Below are 15,289 nucleotides of genomic sequence, written 5' to 3'. Positions count from 1 at the left end.
CTTATGCCTCACCCAGATAAGCGCGGATGACGTCCGGGTTGTTGCGGATCTCTTCCGGCGTGCCGTTCGCCAGCGGCGTGCCCTGGTTCACCACGTAAATGCGATCGGAAATGCCCATCACCAGCTTCATATCGTGTTCAATCAGCAAGATAGTGGTGTTGTGATGGTTACGTAGTTCGGCAATCAGCTCATCCAGCTCTTTGGTCTCTTTCGGGTTAAGGCCAGCCGCCGGTTCGTCGAGCATCAGAATTTCTGGCTGCGTCACCATGCAGCGGGCAATCTCCAGCCGGCGCTGGTCGCCGTAGGCCAGATTACTGGCCTGGCGGTTGGCATGTTCCAGCAGGCCAATACGCTCAAGCCAGGTCGCCGCGCGGTCCAGCGCTTCACTTTGCGCGCGGCGGAAAGCGGGCGTTTTCAACAGGCCGGAAAAGAGGCCCGTTTTCAGTTGCTGGTGCTGCGCCACCAGCAGGTTTTCAATCACCGTCATTTCGCGAAACAGGCGCACATGCTGGAAAGTACGTACCACGCCCATGCGGGCGATCTGCTGGCCCGGCAATCCTTCCAGATGCCGCTCGCGCAACGTGATCGTACCGCCTGTCGGCTTATAAAAACCGGTCAGGCAGTTAAACACCGTCGTTTTACCCGCGCCGTTAGGGCCAATCAGCGACACAATTTCCCGCTCACGCAATTCCAGCGATACATTGTTGACCGCCAGCAAACCGCCAAAGCGCATCATCAGGCCGTTAACCGCTAATAATGGCTGACTCATGCCTGCTCTCCTTTCGCCTGACCACTTTTCAGCTTCAACTGCGGACGCGTCATCGGCAGCAATCCCTGCGGGCGCCAGATCATCATCAACACCATCAAACCGCCGAGCATCAACATGCTGTATTCGTTGAAATCGCGCATCAACTCGCGCGACACCACCAACAGAACCGCCGCCAGGATCACCGCAAACTGCGAGCCCATTCCGCCCAGCACCACAATCGCCAGCACGAAGGCGGATTCGGCGAAGGTGAAAGATTCCGGGCTGACAAAGCCCTGGCGGGCGGCAAACAACGTCCCGGCGAAACCGGCAAACGCGGCGCTGATAGTAAAAGCGGTCAGCTTGATGCGCGTCGGGCTTAAACCTAATGAGCGACAGGCGATCTCATCTTCACGCAACGCTTCCCACGCCCGGCCCAGCGGCATACGCAGCAGGCGGTTAATGACAAACAGCGACAGGACCACCAGCAACAGGGCCACCAGATAAAGGAAAATGACCCGGTCGGATGGGTCGTACTTCACGCCAAAGAAATTGCTGAAGGTATCCCAGCCGCCTTCGCGGGTGTTGCGGCTAAACTCCAGACCAAACAGCGTCGGTTTCGGGATCTGGCTGATACCGTTCGGGCCGCCGGTAATTTCCGTGTTGTTGAGCAGCAGGATACGGACGATTTCGCCGAAGCCGAGCGTCACAATCGCCAGATAGTCGCCGCGCAGACGCAGTACCGGGAAGCCGAGCAGGAAACCAGCAGCGGCGGAGACCAGTCCCGCCAGCGGCAGGCAGGTCCAGAAACCCAAACCATAATAGTGGTTGAGCAGCGCAAAGGTATAAGCGCCGATGGCGTAAAAGCCGCCGTAGCCCAATACCAGCAGGCCGGACAGCCCTACCACCACGTTCAGCCCCAGACCGAGGATGATATAAATCATGGTCATAGTGGCGATATCGACGCTACCGCGCGACACCATAAACGGCCACGCCACGGCGATAACCAGCAGCGCCATCAGAAACAGCTTTTGCTTAACGGTAGAGCCATCGATCGCCGGCAGAATAAACTTCGGTCCGGAGACGTGCTTCACCGCTTTCTGGAACATCGGACGCAGCAACTGAAAGAAAAAAACCACTGCCGTACCGATAAAGATCCACTGCCAGCGGATGTCGGCGGCGGTATCCACCACCAGTTTGGTGCCGTCCAGCTCCAGTTGTACGCCCATGAAGACGCCAGCCAGAACGAAGAACATCGCCGCAGAGAATAGCGCCATCGCAATATGCATCGGTTTCATACTTTCTCTACCTCCGGACGCCCTAGGATACCGGTCGGCATCACCAGCAGTACCAGAATCAGCAGAGCGAACGATACGACATCTTTATATTCGGTACTTAAATATGCAGACGAGAGCGCTTCGGCGACGCCCAAAATCAGACCGCCGATCATCGCGCCCGGAATGCTGCCAATCCCGCCCAGCACCGCCGCGGTGAACGCTTTCATCCCGGCCATAAAACCGATGTAGGGGTTAATCACGCCATAGAACTGGCCGAGCAGCACGCCCGCCACCGCCGCCATTGCCGCGCCGATAACAAACGTTAGCGCAATGACGCGGTCGGTATTAATGCCGAGCAGGCTGGCCATTTTCAGATCCTCCGCGCAGGCGCGGCAGGCGCGGCCCATCCGGGAGTAGCGAATGAAAATGGTGAGCGCCAGCATAGCCAGAAAGGTGACTATCCAGATAACCGCCTGCATGGTGGTGATGGATGCGGAAAAGTTTTCGCTGCTGCTCACAATCCACTGGCCGTTAAACAGGCTGGGTAACGCCACGTCGCGCGAACCTTCCGTCAGGCTGACGTAGTTTTGCAGAAAGATGGACATCCCGATGGCGGAAATCAGGGCGATCAGGCGCTTAGAGTTGCGCACGGGCCGGTAAGCGACTCGCTCGATACTCCAGCCGTAGGCGCTGGCAATAATAATCGCGCCGATAAATCCGGCGGCCACCAGGAGCCAACTGGTGTCTATTCCCATCATCATTAGCGCGGCGATGATCATAAAAGAGACGTAGCTGCCGATCATATACACCTCGCCATGAGCGAAGTTGATCATGCCGATAATGCCGTACACCATCGTATAACCGATAGCAATCAGCGCGTAGGTGCTCCCCAGCGTGACGCCGTTAAACATCTGCTGCAAGAAATAGAGAAACTGCTCGGACATAAGGTAACCTTTCTAAACCCGCCCGGCGTGCGGGCGGTGGGATAACTTATCTTCTGGCATTACTTCGCGACGGTTGACGAGCCGTCGGCGTGCCACTGGAAGACGCCAAATTCAAATCCCTTAAGATCGCCTTTTTCATCCCATTTCAGCGGCCCAATAACGGTATCAGCCCCGTTAGCTTTAAGATCTTTCACCAGATCCAGTGGCGCATGGCTGGCGCTACGCGTCATTGCGGTCGCCAGCGACTGGACGGCGGCGTAGGTGATCCAGACATACGGACCGCTGGGATCTTTCTTGTCGGCTTTCAGCGCCTCGACAATCGCTTTATTCGCCGGGTCCTGGTCATAACGTTTTGGCATCGTCACCAACATGCCTTCCGCCGCACCACCCGCAATATTGGACAGCGACGCGTTACCCACGCCTTCCGGCCCCATAAATTGCGTTTTCAGGCCATTAGCCCGTGCCTGGCGCAGCATCTGCCCCATTTCCGGGTAGTAGCCGCCGTAATACACAAAGTCGATATTCTCTTTTTGCAAGCGAGCAATCAGGGCGGAGAAATCTTTTTCGCCGGCGGTAATACCATCAAAAAAGACAATATTGGCATTGCCCTGCTTCAGACCATCCTGCACAGAGCGCGCCAGTCCTTCGCCGTATTGCTGTTTATCGTGAATGATAGCGATGCGCTGCGGTTTCACCGTTTCCAGGATGTATTTTGCGGCCGTTGGCCCCTGGGAGGAGTCCAGGCCGGCGGTACGCATAATGTACTGATAGCCGCGCTGGGTCAGCTCCGGGTTAGTCGCCCCCGGGGAGATCATCAGAATACCTTCATCTTCATAGATATCGGATGCTGGCTGAGTAGAAGAAGAACACAAGTGACCAATAACGTACTGAATACCGTCGTTAACGATTTTGTTGGCCACCGCCACCGCCTGTTTTGGATCGCAGGCATCATCGTACTCTACGCCGACCAGCTTATCGCCTTTAATACCGCCTTTAGCGTTGATGTCTTTAATGGCCTGGCGCGCGCCGTTAAATTCCATATCGCCCCATTGCGCTACCGGGCCGGACATCGCCCCGACTATGGCGACTTTAATATCATCTGCCATTGCCCCCTGCGAGACTGCTAATGCAACAATCCCTGCGATTATTGTTTTCGCTTTCCGTTTCATGTGCCTGTATCCCCATTCGTGATGTTATATGTTTTGTTTTTTGCTGGTTAAAAAGCAGACTGTACTTTTTATAAATGGTGCGCTTTTTACTGACTCATTAATGAGTTAGCGCAGCATTTAAAGCATAATAAGATTAAAATCTCTATTTTTCAGTCTATTAAGAAAAGATAATATTCTGCTTTTCGCTATAGATAAACAAAAAAAAGCACGCTTGTCAGCATAAAATAACGGCATATTAAGTGGAATAATTCACTAGCATTCAGGGAATTATGCTGCCTGTTTTCCATTCTCTAATGCTTCAAACTGTAATTATCGTTGTTAAAAAATTAATAACCTGGTAAATGACACAAAAAAGAGAAAGCATCTGGCCTGCCTGTTTCGGTACACTGATCGCATCTTTTGAAATCGGGACAAGCCGTCGATGAAGCTGACCATTCTTCGTTTAGAACACTTTAGCGCTCAGGATCAGATCGATCTGGGCAAAATCTGGCCGGAATATTCCGCCTCCTCATTAAGCGTAGATGAAACGCACCGGATTTATGCCGCGCGGTTTAACGAGCGTTTGTTGGGCGCCGTAAGAGTGACGCTGAGCGGAACGCAGGGCGCGCTGGATTCCTTACGCGTGCGTGAAATCACCCGCCGCCGCGGCGTCGGGCAATATCTGGTAGAAGAAGTCATCCGCGATAATCCCAACGTCTCGTCGTGGTGGATGGCAGATGTCGGTGTTGAAGACCGCAGCGTGATGGCCGCGTTTATGCAGGCGTTAGGCTTTACCGCACAGCATGACGGCTGGGAGAAGCGCTAAAAGAAAGCCGGATGGCGCTGACGCTTATCCGGCCTACATGCCGGGAGAAAAGATAAAAACCACCTCGCAATTTTCCAAGAATTTCGCGTTGCAGGCAGGCGGCAAGTTATGAAATCCCCGGGAGCTTACATAAGTAAGTGACCGGGGTTGAATAACGTAGCCAACGCACCTGCAGCGCGAAAGGCGCCAGGAAAATTACTTAGCGTCTGTCGCCGTACCGTTCGCATGCCAGTCAAATACGCCGAACTCAAATCCTTTCAGATCGCCCTTCTCATCCCACGACAGCGGTCCCATTACGGTGTCGACCGTGGCGCCTTTCAGGTATTTGGCAATTTCCGCCGGATCGTCAGACTGGTTCAGACCCGCCTGTAAGGATTGCAGCGCGGCGTAGGTGGTCCACACGAATGCGCCGCTAGGATCTTGTTTCTTGGCTTTGATGGCATCCACAATCGGTTTGTTCGCCGGGACCTGGTCGTAGTTCTTCGGTTTGGTGACCAGTAAGCCTTCCGCTGACTCTCCGGCGATATTAGACAGTGACACGTTCGCCACCCCTTCCGGCCCCATAAACTGGGTTTTCAGCCCTGCGGCGCGGGACTGGCGCAAAATCTGCCCCATTTCCGGGTGATAACCGCCGTAGTAGACAAAGTCGATATTCTCTTTCTTCAGGCGCGCAACCAGAGTGGAGAAATCTTTTTCGCCAGCGGTGATGCCGTCAAAGAATACGACGTTAACGCCGCCTTTCTTCAGACCGTCCTGCACCGCGCGCGCCAGCCCTTCGCCGTACTGCTGCTTATCGTGGATAATCGCGATGCGCTGCGGTTTTACCTTCTCCAGAATATACTTTGCCGCCGTTGGCCCCTGGTCAGAGTCCAGACCGGTGGTGCGCAAAATCAGGTTATAGCCGCGCGCGGTCAGCTCCGGCGCGGTCGCCGCCGGGGTTATCATCAGGATGCCTTCGTCTTCGTAGATATCAGACGCTGGCTGTGTGGAAGAGGAGCATAAGTGACCGATAACATACTTGATGCCGTCGTTCACCACTTTGTTAGCGACCGCTACCGCCTGTTTCGGATCACAGGCGTCGTCATATTTCACCGCGACGAGCTTATCGCCTTTAATACCGCCTTTCGCATTGATATCGGCAATTGCCTGCTCCGCACCGGTAAATTCCTGGTCGCCATACTGCGCCACCGGACCGGACATCGCGCCGACAACCGCGACTTTAATGTCCTCTGCGAATGCCATATGGCTTAATGACAGGGCGATACATCCTGCCAATAACGTTTTACCCTTCATATTCATCCTGATAATCCCCATTATTCTGGTTGTTACGTGTGTTGTGGCGTTATTGTTCAGCACTTTATTTCGATTATTGGCTAGCTACCCGTGCTTTAGCAGCATACTCTGCTAAAACATACCCGATTTTTATTATTTTGGAATAGCTAAATTTACATCCAGATAACAGATTTGTGTCGGTGGGGGAGAGGAAGGGCCCGTAGGCCCGATAAGCGAAGCGACATCGGGCAAACGTGTTGCCGGATAGCAGCGTAAACGCCTTATCCGGCCTACAAAAAACAAAACCCCCGAATTCACATTCGAGGGTTCATTGGCAATTCGCGAAGATTACGCTTCGATCGCAGCGCGAAGCTTTTTCATGGCGTTCTTTTCAAGCTGGCGCACACGCTCAGCGGAGACGCCGTAACGATCGGCCAGCTCCTGCAACGTAGACTTATTGTCTTCGTCCAGCCAGCGAGCGCGGATAATATCCTGGCTACGCTCGTCGAGCCCCTGCATCGCATCGGTCAGTCGGTTAGCGGCCTGCTCTTCCCAGTTATCGTCTTCAATGCCGTCGGCAAAGTTAGACGATTTATCCTGCAGATACAGCACCGGCGCCATTGGCTGGCTGTCGGACTCATCGTCCGAAGACATGTCAAACGTCATGTCCTGCGCCGCCATACGCGACTCCATCTCACGCACGTCTTTACTGGAAACACCCAGTTCGCGCGCCACCATTTCAACCTCATCCTGATTAAACCAGCCCAGACGCTGCTTGGTTTTACGCAGATTAAAGAACAGCTTACGCTGCGCTTTCGTGGTTGCGACTTTAACGATACGCCAGTTACGCAGCACGTATTCGTGAATTTCTGCTTTAATCCAGTGTACGGCGAAGGAGACCAGGCGCACGCCTACTTCCGGGTTAAAACGACGTACGGCTTTCATCAGGCCGATGTTGCCTTCCTGGATCAAATCCGCCTGCGGCAGACCATAGCCCGCATAGTTACGAGCAATATGAACAACAAAGCGCAGGTGAGACAGGATCAGCGTTTTAGCTGCTTCCAGATCGCCCTGGTAATGCAGCCTTTCAGCCAATGCCCGCTCCTCGTCAGCCGATAACATCGGCCACGCGTTCGCCGCCCGGATATAAGATTCCAGGTTGCCAACAGGGGCTAAAGCTAAATTTTGCATTTCTTTGGTCATTCAAATCCTCTCAATCAGTATTGCCTGGCACCGTCAGCGAGCAACAACCGTGCCAAAGCCGATGAGCAACGAGAATATCACCCACTCTTTTATCAGACAGTGATTTTATCCACAAGTTCAATGTAACACTGTGCATAATTTGCACAAATCTTGTGACATAAAGATGATGCGCGGGGAAGAGACAACAGGGACTCTTTCCCTGCGAACGGAAGCCCATTGCAGGGAAAGATTATACCACGATTTTATCAATCGGGAGTAAAGTGACGTAAATGTTGCACCGTGGCCAGCCAGGCGGCGATCCAGCCAATCATGGAACAGACCAGCAGCAGCAACAGGCACTCATCGAACGATAAGCCATTGAGATCAAACTTCGTGCCGAAGACCTGCGCCACTTCAGTCACCGCCGATGATAAACGCATCACCAAAATTTCAGACAATATCAGTGAAAGAAACGCGCCGGAAAAACCGAGCAACGCGCCGCCATAGAGGAACGGACGCAGGATAAAGCCATCGGTCGCGCCAATCAGCTTTTGCACGTTAATGGTATCGCGACGGGCAAAAATGCTCAGGCGCACGCTGTTGCCGATAACGAGGAAGACCGCCGCGACCATCAGCACGCCAATCATCGCCGACACGCGGCCCACCAGCCCGGTGAGCGCCGCCAGGCGCGCAAACCAGCTATCATCCATGCGGACTTCGTCAATGCCGTTAATCTGCGAGATACGGTCGCGCAGCGTATTAAGCGAGGCGGTACTCTGGAAGTCCAGCTTGGGGATCACCACCGCCACCGCTGGCAGCGGGTTCTCTTCCAGCATATCCAGCGCGCCGCCAAAACCCGACCAGTTGCGGAATTCGCCCAGCGCGTCCTCACGGGACAGGTAGTTGACCTTCTCAACGCCCTGCTCGGCCTGAAGCTGCCCAACGACCCGCGCCGCCGCATCATCATCCAGCGTTTTTTGCAGATAAACGGTGATCTGCGGCGACGGGTAATACTGAGTCGCCGCCTGGTTGACGTTCTTATAGACCATGTAACAGACGCTGGGCAGCGTCAGGGAGATGGCGATCACCATCACCGTCAGAAACGTCGCCAGCGGTTTGCTTTTCAGATCCTGCAGCGCGCCGTGCCAGGCATAGCGCACCTGTTCATTAAAGACATTCGTTTTACGTGAGTTCGGTTTCGGCGTCGGCTTCTGGCGTCCTGGCGCGTTGCGCCCGCCGCCTGTTCCGCCGCGAGACTTACGCAGTCGATCCAGCCGTCCGCCGAACTGCCTGATTTGGTTAATCGCGTCGCGCCTATTCATTGGCCAGGCCTCCATGCAGATGTCCATCGCTCAGGACGAGCTGCCTATAGGAACGACGGGAGATAAGTCCAATATCGTGCGTCGCCATCAGTACCGTCACCCCTACGCGGTTAAACTCTTCAAACAGACGTAAAATCCCTTCCGACAACGCGTCGTCCAGGTTCCCGGTCGGTTCATCCGCCAGCAATACCGCTGGCTTATTGACCACCGCGCGGGCGATGCCCACGCGCTGTTGTTCGCCTCCGGAGAGTTGAATCGGGAAGTTTCTCGCTTTGTCCAGTAGTCCAACCTTATCCAGCGCCGCCGACACACGACGACGGATATCATCGCCGCTGGCGCCAGCAATGATTAACGGTATCGCCACATTGTCATAGACCGTGCGATCCATCAGCAGATGGTGATCCTGGAAAATCATCCCAATCTGGCGGCGCAAAAACGGCACTTCGCGGTTTTTCAGGCGCGTAATATCATGCCCGCTGAAGAAGATTTTGCCGGCGCTGGGCCGCTCAATCCCACAGATTAGCTTCAGCAGGGTACTTTTCCCCGCGCCGGAGTGGCCGGTCAGAAACGCCATCTCGCCTGGCCGCATATGGAATGTCACTCCCTGCAGCGCTTGTCTCCCGCCGAGATAGGCCTTGCTGACATGTTCAAAGCGAATCATTGTTAATCCTCTCGGGCAAAAAGTGCCTCAATAAAATCGTCCGCCTTAAACGGACGCAAATCCTCGATACGTTCGCCCACGCCAATGTAACGGATAGGAATGCCAAACTGGTCAGCTACCGAGAAAATCACCCCGCCTTTCGCCGTACCGTCCAGCTTGGTCAGGGTAATACCGGTTAAGCCTACCGCTTCATGGAACAGTTTGGCCTGGCTTACCGCGTTCTGTCCGGTGCTGGCGTCAATGGTCAGCATAACTTCATGTGGCGCTTCTTCGTCCAGCTTTTTCATGACGCGAACGATTTTTTTCAGCTCTTCCATCAGGTGCGACTTGTTCTGCAGACGCCCTGCCGTATCGGCAATTAACACATCCACATTACGCGCCTTCGCGGCCTGGATAGCGTCAAAAATCACCGAGGCGGAGTCCGCGCCGGTATGCTGGGCGATAACCGGAATGTTGTTACGCTGTCCCCAGACCTGTAGCTGTTCGACCGCCGCCGCGCGGAAAGTATCCCCCGCCGCCAGCATCACTGATTTACCCTGCTGCTCAAACTGGCGCGCCAGTTTACCGATAGTAGTGGTTTTACCCACGCCGTTCACGCCAACCATCAGAATAACAAAAGGCGTTTTACCTTCAATATTAAGCGGTTCGTCTACCTTCGCCAGAATCTCGCCCATCTCGTCTTTCAACAGACCATACAGCGCCTCAGCATCTTTAAGCTGTTTGCGGCTGGCGCCTTCCGTCAGATTAGCGATAATCTTACGCGTGGTTTCTACCCCGACATCAGCGATGAGCAACTGCTCTTCCAGCTCCTCGAACAAATCATCGTCGATTTTCTTGCCGCGGAACAGACTGATAAATCCGGAACCGAGATTTTCTTTGGTTTTCAGCAGACTGCGTTTCAGGCGGGCAAAGAAACCTTCTTTAGTCGGTTTTTCCTGCTCCTGAACGATCGCTTCCACCGGCTCGTCTTCTTCCGCTGGCGGAACAACCATCACCGCCTCTTCCGCCGCCTGAGCGGCCAGCGCCTGCGCTTCCAGCTCTTCGTCGGTGAATTTCGCCGCGTTTTCGCCCTCTTCTTCTACCGCGGCAATGACCTCTACGGTTTCCGCTTCGGCCTGCCACTCTTCCGGCGAGATAGCCTCGTCTTTGACCTCTTCCGGCAGCGGCAATTCCTCGCGTTCCACCGCGATCTGCGGCGCTGCCGTCTCAATGGCCGCCGCGGGCTCCGGCTCTACCGGCTGCGGTTTTTCGCTCTCCTGAACTTTCTCAGTAACGTCCACCACTTCTTCCGCAAAGGCTTCTGTTTCTGCTTTGCTGTGCGCGGGCGTTTGCGCGTCTACGTCTGCCGCCGTCTCAACAGGGGGCTCAACCGGTCGTTGTTCCTCAACAATCTGCTGTTCTTCGGTCTGTTCCTGCTTCTGCTCTTTATCACCGAAGCCCAACCAGGAAAAGAAGCCACGTTTTTTCTGTTTTGCCATCTGCGACTACACCCCTCGCGGCGCTATATACATGGAAGCTAAAAAAATGATGAAATAGTCTATCACTTAACTTAATTCACATCACCGCCTGGAATAACTTGCAACAGGCGGTTCGAGCAAGAGAAATGAAAAAACCGACTCACTCTGGCAGCGGCCAAATCCGCATTATTGGCGGGCAATGGCGTGGCCGTAAATTACCGGTTCCGGACAGCCCGGGTCTGCGTCCCACCACCGATCGCGTGCGCGAAACGTTATTTAACTGGCTGGCTCCGGTAATGGTAGACGCCCACTGTCTGGATTGCTTTGCCGGCAGCGGCGCGCTGGGTCTGGAAGCGCTATCACGTTATGCGGCCCAGGCAACGTTACTGGAAATGGATCGCGCCGTATCGCAGCAGTTGCAAAAAAATCTGGCGACGCTGAAAGCCAACAATGCTCGCGTCGTCAATACCAATACTCTGGCCTTCCTCAGCCAGCCGGGAACGCCGCATCACGTCGTCTTTGTCGACCCGCCGTTTCGTAAAGGGCTGCTGGAAGAGACGTTACAATTGCTGGAAACCCAGGGATGGCTGGCCGACGACGCGCTAATCTACGTAGAAAGCGAGGTGGAAAACGGTCTGCCGCCCGTTCCGGCGAACTGGGCATTGTATCGAGAAAAGGTGGCCGGACAGGTCGCTTATCGTCTGTATCAGCGCGACGCGCAAGGAGAAAATGATGTTGATTAATCTGGGCCGCTTATTAATGCTCTTCGTGTGGGCATTTTTGATTCTTAATCTGGTGCATCCCTTCCCGCGCCCGCTCAATATCTTCGTCAACGTGGCGTTGGTGTTCATGGCGCTGATGCACGGTATGCAACTGGCGCTGCTGAAATCAACGATACCGAAAGCGGGTCCGCAGATGACGACGGGAGAGAAAATCCGCATTTTCCTGTTCGGCGTGTTTGAGCTGCTGGTCTGGCAGAAGAAGTTTAAGAACAAAAAATAACGTTTGCTGCCGGATGACGGTTTATTCGTTATCCGGGGTACGGCTAACAAATCCGACGAACCGCGTTCCCTTATAGCTTAGCGTACCTTGATCGCCCACCGTCAAAGCGTGGTACTGCTGCGCTTGTAAACGGAACGTTTTTTCCAGACCGCCATTGAGCGGCTTAAAACTTGCCTCATAGCGCATACTGGTTCCCGCCGGGATCACTTCCTGCTGGCGAGAGCGTCGGTCGTTGACCGGCTTCTCCCGTTTATTGCTGACCACGACTTGCTTTTGCTGTAACGGCGCCGCCTCATTAGCGGCTTTTTCCCGCCGTTGCTGAACGAAGCGAAACGACGCGGCAACTACGATTAATGCGATGATTATAATGAAGAAAAGCGGTGGCTTACTCATACTGTTAACCTGTCAGAAAATGCGGAAATAAGCATACCCTGCCCGTTATAGTGTTGTCATCTGACCGTCACGGCCTCTACACTGAATAATAGAGCCGCAAGCATACCGTTTGCGAAAAAATAACGAATTCAAGGAATTAAGATGCTTTGGTCGTTTATCGCTGTCTGCCTGTCCGCATGGCTGTATGTGGACGCCTCCTATCGCGGGCCAGCCTGGCAACGCTGGGTTTTTAAGCCCGTCACGTTATTACTGTTGCTGTTACTGGCCTGGCAAGCGCCGATGTTTGACGCCATCAGTTATCTTGTGTTGGCCGGACTGTGCGCCTCGCTGGTCGGCGATGCGTTAACGCTCTTACCGCGTCAACGCCTGCTGTACGCCGTCGGGGCATTTTTCTTATCGCATCTGCTCTACACCATTTACTTTGCCAGCCAAATGACGTTGTCGTTCTTCTGGCCGCTGCCGCTGGCGTTACTGATAGTCGGCGCGTTGCTTATCGCCGTTATCTGGACGCGACTGGAGGAGCTACGCTGGCCGGTATGTACTTTTATCGCCATGACGCTGGTCATGGTCTGGCTGGCGGGCGAACTGTGGTTCTTCCGCCCAACGGCGCCAGCCCTTTCGGCCTTTACCGGCGCGACGCTGCTGTTCATCGGCAATATCGTCTGGCTGGGTAGCCATTACCGCCGCCGTTTCCGGGCGGATAACGCGATTGCCGCCGCCTGCTACTTTGCAGGACACTTCCTGATTGTTCGCTCGCTGTACCTGTAAATAATAGCGCTTGACTCTGGAGTCGACTCCAGAGTGTATCCTCCGGTTAATGAGAAAATTATCATCAACCGGAGGACGTTATGTCGACCCCTGATACCGATGGCAAAAAAGTCCCGCCCTTTACCTCCTTCAGATTAGCCCCGGCAATACAGAAGGCCGATAGCTGCTGCTGCGAAGAACATTGCGCGTCCAGCGCGCCTGTTTCTACTGCCGTGGCAGGCACGCGCTATACCTGGAAAATCTCCGGCATGGACTGCGCCGCCTGCGCCCGAAAAGTGGAGAATGCGGTACGCCAAATTCGCGGCGTCAACCAGGCGCAAGTGCTGTTCGCCACCGAAAAGTTAGTGGTCGATGCCGACACCGACCTCCGCGCGCAAATTGAACACGCCGTACAGAAGGCGGGTTATACCTTGCGTAGTGAAGATTCGCGCGACGCCGCGCCTGAATCTCGTCTTAAAGAGAACCTGCCGCTTATTACGCTGATCATTATGATGGCGATAAGCTGGGGGCTGGAGCAATTTAACCACCCGTTCGGCCAACTGGCCTTTATCGCCACCACCCTGGTCGGTCTGTATCCTATTGCCCGCCAGGCGCTGCGGCTGATGAAAAGCGGCAGTTGGTTCGCTATTGAAACGCTGATGAGCGTCGCCGCCATTGGCGCGCTGTTTATTGGCGCGACGGCGGAGGCGGCAATGGTATTGCTGCTGTTCCTCATCGGCGAGCGCCTGGAAGGATGGGCCGCCAGCCGCGCCCGTAAAGGCGTCAGCGCGTTAATGGCGCTTAAACCGGAAACGGCGACCCGTCTGCGCAACGGCGTACGGGAAGAGGTCGCGATTAATACCCTGCGACCGGGCGATATTATCGAAGTCGCCGCCGGGGGGCGTTTACCCGCCGACGGTAAACTGGTTTCCGGTTTCGCCAGCTTTGATGAAAGCGCGCTCACCGGCGAGTCTATCCCTGTGGAGCGCGCAACGGGCGACAAAGTCCCGGCAGGCGCGACCAGCGTTGACCGTCTCGTCACCCTGGAGGTGTTATCTGAACCTGGCGCCAGCGCGATTGACCGTATCCTGACGCTGATTGAAGAGGCGGAAGAGCGCCGTGCGCCCATTGAGCGGTTTATTGACCGTTTCAGCCGCATCTATACGCCAGTCATTATGGTCATCGCGCTGCTGGTGACGCTTATTCCGCCGCTGATGTTCGATGGCGGCTGGCAGGAGTGGATTTATAAAGGGCTGACGCTGCTATTAATCGGTTGCCCGTGCGCGCTGGTGATCTCCACGCCCGCGGCCATTACCTCCGGGCTGGCGGCGGCGGCACGGCGCGGCGCATTGATTAAAGGCGGCGCAGCGCTGGAGCAACTGGGCCGTATCACGCAGGTCGCCTTTGATAAAACCGGTACGTTGACCATCGGTAAACCACGGGTGACGGCGATTCATCCGGCAAGCGGTATCAGCGAGGCTGAACTGTTGGCGCTGGCGGCAGCCGTAGAACAAGGCGCTACGCACCCGCTGGCACAGGCTATTATCCGCGAAGCGCAGACACGCGATCTGGCGATCCCGACGGCGGAATCGCAGCGAACGCTGGCCGGCACCGGAATTGAAGCGCAGGTTAACGGCGAACGTATTCTGATTTGCGCGGCGGGGAAACAGCCTGCGGCAGCGTTTGCCGGGCAAATTAGCGAACTGGAAAACGCCGGGCAGACGGTGGTTCTGGTGCTGCGTAACGAGACCGTACTTGGCGTCCTCGCCCTCCAGGATACATTGCGTGACGATGCGCGCGACGCCATCCGCGACCTGCATCAGTTAGGCGTTAACGGCGTGATTCTGACCGGCGATAACCCACGGGCGGCGGCAGCGATTGCCGGCGAGCTGGATCTGGCGTTTAAAGCCGGGCTACTGCCGGAAGACAAGGTGCGGGCAGTCACCGCTCTTAACCAACAAGCGCCGCTGGCCATGGTGGGCGACGGCATTAATGATGCGCCCGCGATGAAAGCCGCCAGTATCGGAATTGCGATGGGCAGCGGTACTGACGTCGCGCTGGAAACGGCTGACGCCGCCCTTACTCATAACCGTCTGCGCGGGTTAGCGCAGATGATTACGCTGGCGCGCGCTACCCACGCGAATATCCGGCAGAACATCACCATTGCGCTGGGGCTGAAAGCCATTTTCCTGGTGACGACGCTACTGGGTTTTACCGGGCTATGGCTGGCAATCCTGGCGGATACGGGAGCTACGGTATTGGTGACCGCCAACGCGCTACGTTTGCTGCGTAAAAACTAATCTTCTCCCGCCC

General features: G+C 55.3%; 16 protein-coding genes. 6 read left to right on the top strand and 10 right to left on the bottom strand.

Annotated elements, in window-relative coordinates; genetic code table 11:
* Position 1: 1 nt before the first annotated feature.
* From livG to livK, 4 genes are read right to left on the bottom strand one after another with little or no spacing between them, the layout of a single operon-like run.
* Entirely contained in the window at positions 2 to 769 is a 768-nt protein-coding gene (gene livG / locus J4650_RS15220; protein WP_000082083.1) for a high-affinity branched-chain amino acid ABC transporter ATP-binding protein LivG, read from the bottom strand.
* The gene (livM, locus tag J4650_RS15215) at positions 766 to 2,043 is read right to left on the bottom strand and encodes a branched chain amino acid ABC transporter permease LivM (RefSeq protein ID WP_000803764.1); all 1,278 of its coding nucleotides are present in this window, start codon (positions 2,041 to 2,043) and stop codon (positions 766 to 768) included. Before livM ends, livG begins: the two co-directional genes overlap by 4 nt.
* Positions 2,040 to 2,966: a high-affinity branched-chain amino acid ABC transporter permease LivH gene (livH, locus tag J4650_RS15210; protein WP_023183687.1), complete on the bottom strand. Its 927-nt coding sequence runs from the start codon at positions 2,964 to 2,966 to the stop codon at positions 2,040 to 2,042. The genes livM and livH overlap by 4 nt, the downstream gene beginning before the upstream one ends.
* A 59-nt stretch (positions 2,967 to 3,025) precedes the next feature.
* On the bottom strand, positions 3,026 to 4,135 hold the full coding sequence (gene livK, locus J4650_RS15205; protein WP_000822976.1) for a high-affinity branched-chain amino acid ABC transporter substrate-binding protein LivK: 1,110 nt from the start codon (positions 4,133 to 4,135) through the stop codon (positions 3,026 to 3,028).
* A 421-nt stretch (positions 4,136 to 4,556) separates the two neighbouring features.
* Here livK and panM point away from each other — a divergent pair, with 421 nt between their 5' ends.
* Together panM and J4650_RS15195 are read left to right on the top strand one after the other, a co-directional pair.
* A complete protein-coding gene (panM, locus tag J4650_RS15200; protein WP_000778873.1) occupies positions 4,557 to 4,940 on the top strand; it encodes an aspartate 1-decarboxylase autocleavage activator PanM in 384 nt (127 codons plus the stop codon).
* Positions 4,918 to 5,052 (top strand): hypothetical protein, encoded by a 135-nt coding sequence (locus J4650_RS15195; RefSeq protein ID WP_001517957.1) that lies wholly within the window; start codon positions 4,918 to 4,920, stop codon positions 5,050 to 5,052. The genes panM and J4650_RS15195 overlap by 23 nt, the downstream gene beginning before the upstream one ends.
* 83 nt (positions 5,053 to 5,135) lie before the next feature.
* Here J4650_RS15195 and livJ read toward each other — a convergent pair whose 3' ends face one another.
* The 5 genes from livJ to ftsY all read right to left on the bottom strand — a co-directional run bounded on the left by livJ (position 5,136) and on the right by ftsY (position 10,855).
* Positions 5,136 to 6,239 carry a branched chain amino acid ABC transporter substrate-binding protein LivJ gene (livJ, locus tag J4650_RS15190; protein ID WP_001533929.1) on the bottom strand — a complete coding sequence of 368 codons (1,104 nt, stop codon included), beginning with the start codon at positions 6,237 to 6,239 and terminating at the stop codon, positions 5,136 to 5,138.
* Positions 6,240 to 6,560: 321 nt separating this feature from the next.
* Positions 6,561 to 7,415, bottom strand: a complete 855-nt coding sequence (gene rpoH, locus J4650_RS15185; protein ID WP_000159621.1) for an RNA polymerase sigma factor RpoH — start codon at positions 7,413 to 7,415, stop codon at positions 6,561 to 6,563.
* A gap of 245 nt (positions 7,416 to 7,660) precedes the next feature.
* On the bottom strand, positions 7,661 to 8,716 hold the full coding sequence (gene ftsX, locus J4650_RS15180; RefSeq protein WP_001081707.1) for a permease-like cell division protein FtsX: 1,056 nt from the start codon (positions 8,714 to 8,716) through the stop codon (positions 7,661 to 7,663).
* Positions 8,709 to 9,377 (bottom strand): cell division ATP-binding protein FtsE, encoded by a 669-nt coding sequence (ftsE, locus tag J4650_RS15175; RefSeq protein ID WP_000617729.1) that lies wholly within the window; start codon positions 9,375 to 9,377, stop codon positions 8,709 to 8,711. The genes ftsX and ftsE overlap by 8 nt, the downstream gene beginning before the upstream one ends.
* Positions 9,378 to 9,379: 2 nt before the next feature.
* On the bottom strand, positions 9,380 to 10,855 hold the full coding sequence (ftsY, locus tag J4650_RS15170) for a signal recognition particle-docking protein FtsY (protein ID WP_001533896.1): 1,476 nt from the start codon (positions 10,853 to 10,855) through the stop codon (positions 9,380 to 9,382).
* A 125-nt stretch (positions 10,856 to 10,980) separates the two neighbouring features.
* On the opposite strand from ftsY, the gene rsmD reads away from it, so the two are divergent.
* Together rsmD and J4650_RS15160 are read left to right on the top strand one after the other, a co-directional pair.
* Complete coding sequence (gene rsmD / locus J4650_RS15165; RefSeq protein ID WP_000743275.1) at positions 10,981 to 11,577, top strand: 16S rRNA (guanine(966)-N(2))-methyltransferase; 597 nt, start codon at positions 10,981 to 10,983, stop codon at positions 11,575 to 11,577.
* Positions 11,567 to 11,836, top strand: coding sequence for a DUF1145 family protein (locus tag J4650_RS15160; RefSeq protein ID WP_000906757.1), 270 nt, complete (start codon positions 11,567 to 11,569; stop codon positions 11,834 to 11,836). Before rsmD ends, J4650_RS15160 begins: the two co-directional genes overlap by 11 nt.
* Before the next feature lie 21 nt (positions 11,837 to 11,857).
* Here the strand turns inward: J4650_RS15160 and J4650_RS15155 are convergent, their stop codons facing one another.
* Positions 11,858 to 12,229: a DUF2500 domain-containing protein gene (locus J4650_RS15155; RefSeq protein ID WP_001635861.1), complete on the bottom strand. Its 372-nt coding sequence runs from the start codon at positions 12,227 to 12,229 to the stop codon at positions 11,858 to 11,860.
* A gap of 141 nt (positions 12,230 to 12,370) precedes the next feature.
* Here J4650_RS15155 and J4650_RS15150 point away from each other — a divergent pair, with 141 nt between their 5' ends.
* Together J4650_RS15150 and zntA are read left to right on the top strand one after the other, a co-directional pair.
* Positions 12,371 to 12,997, top strand: coding sequence for a lysoplasmalogenase (locus tag J4650_RS15150; protein WP_000964735.1), 627 nt, complete (start codon positions 12,371 to 12,373; stop codon positions 12,995 to 12,997).
* An 80-nt stretch (positions 12,998 to 13,077) separates the two neighbouring features.
* Positions 13,078 to 15,276, top strand: coding sequence for a Zn(II)/Cd(II)/Pb(II) translocating P-type ATPase ZntA (zntA, locus tag J4650_RS15145; protein ID WP_001748873.1), 2,199 nt, complete (start codon positions 13,078 to 13,080; stop codon positions 15,274 to 15,276).
* The last annotated feature ends 13 nt before the right edge of the window (positions 15,277 to 15,289 follow it).

Origin of the sequence: Salmonella sp. 32120201201600049SM, from assembly GCF_017572835.1 — a bacterium.
Lineage (GTDB): Bacteria > Pseudomonadota > Gammaproteobacteria > Enterobacterales > Enterobacteriaceae > Salmonella > Salmonella enterica.
Note: the sequence above shows the minus strand (reverse complement) of the source record. Positions and strands in the feature narration are given on the sequence as shown.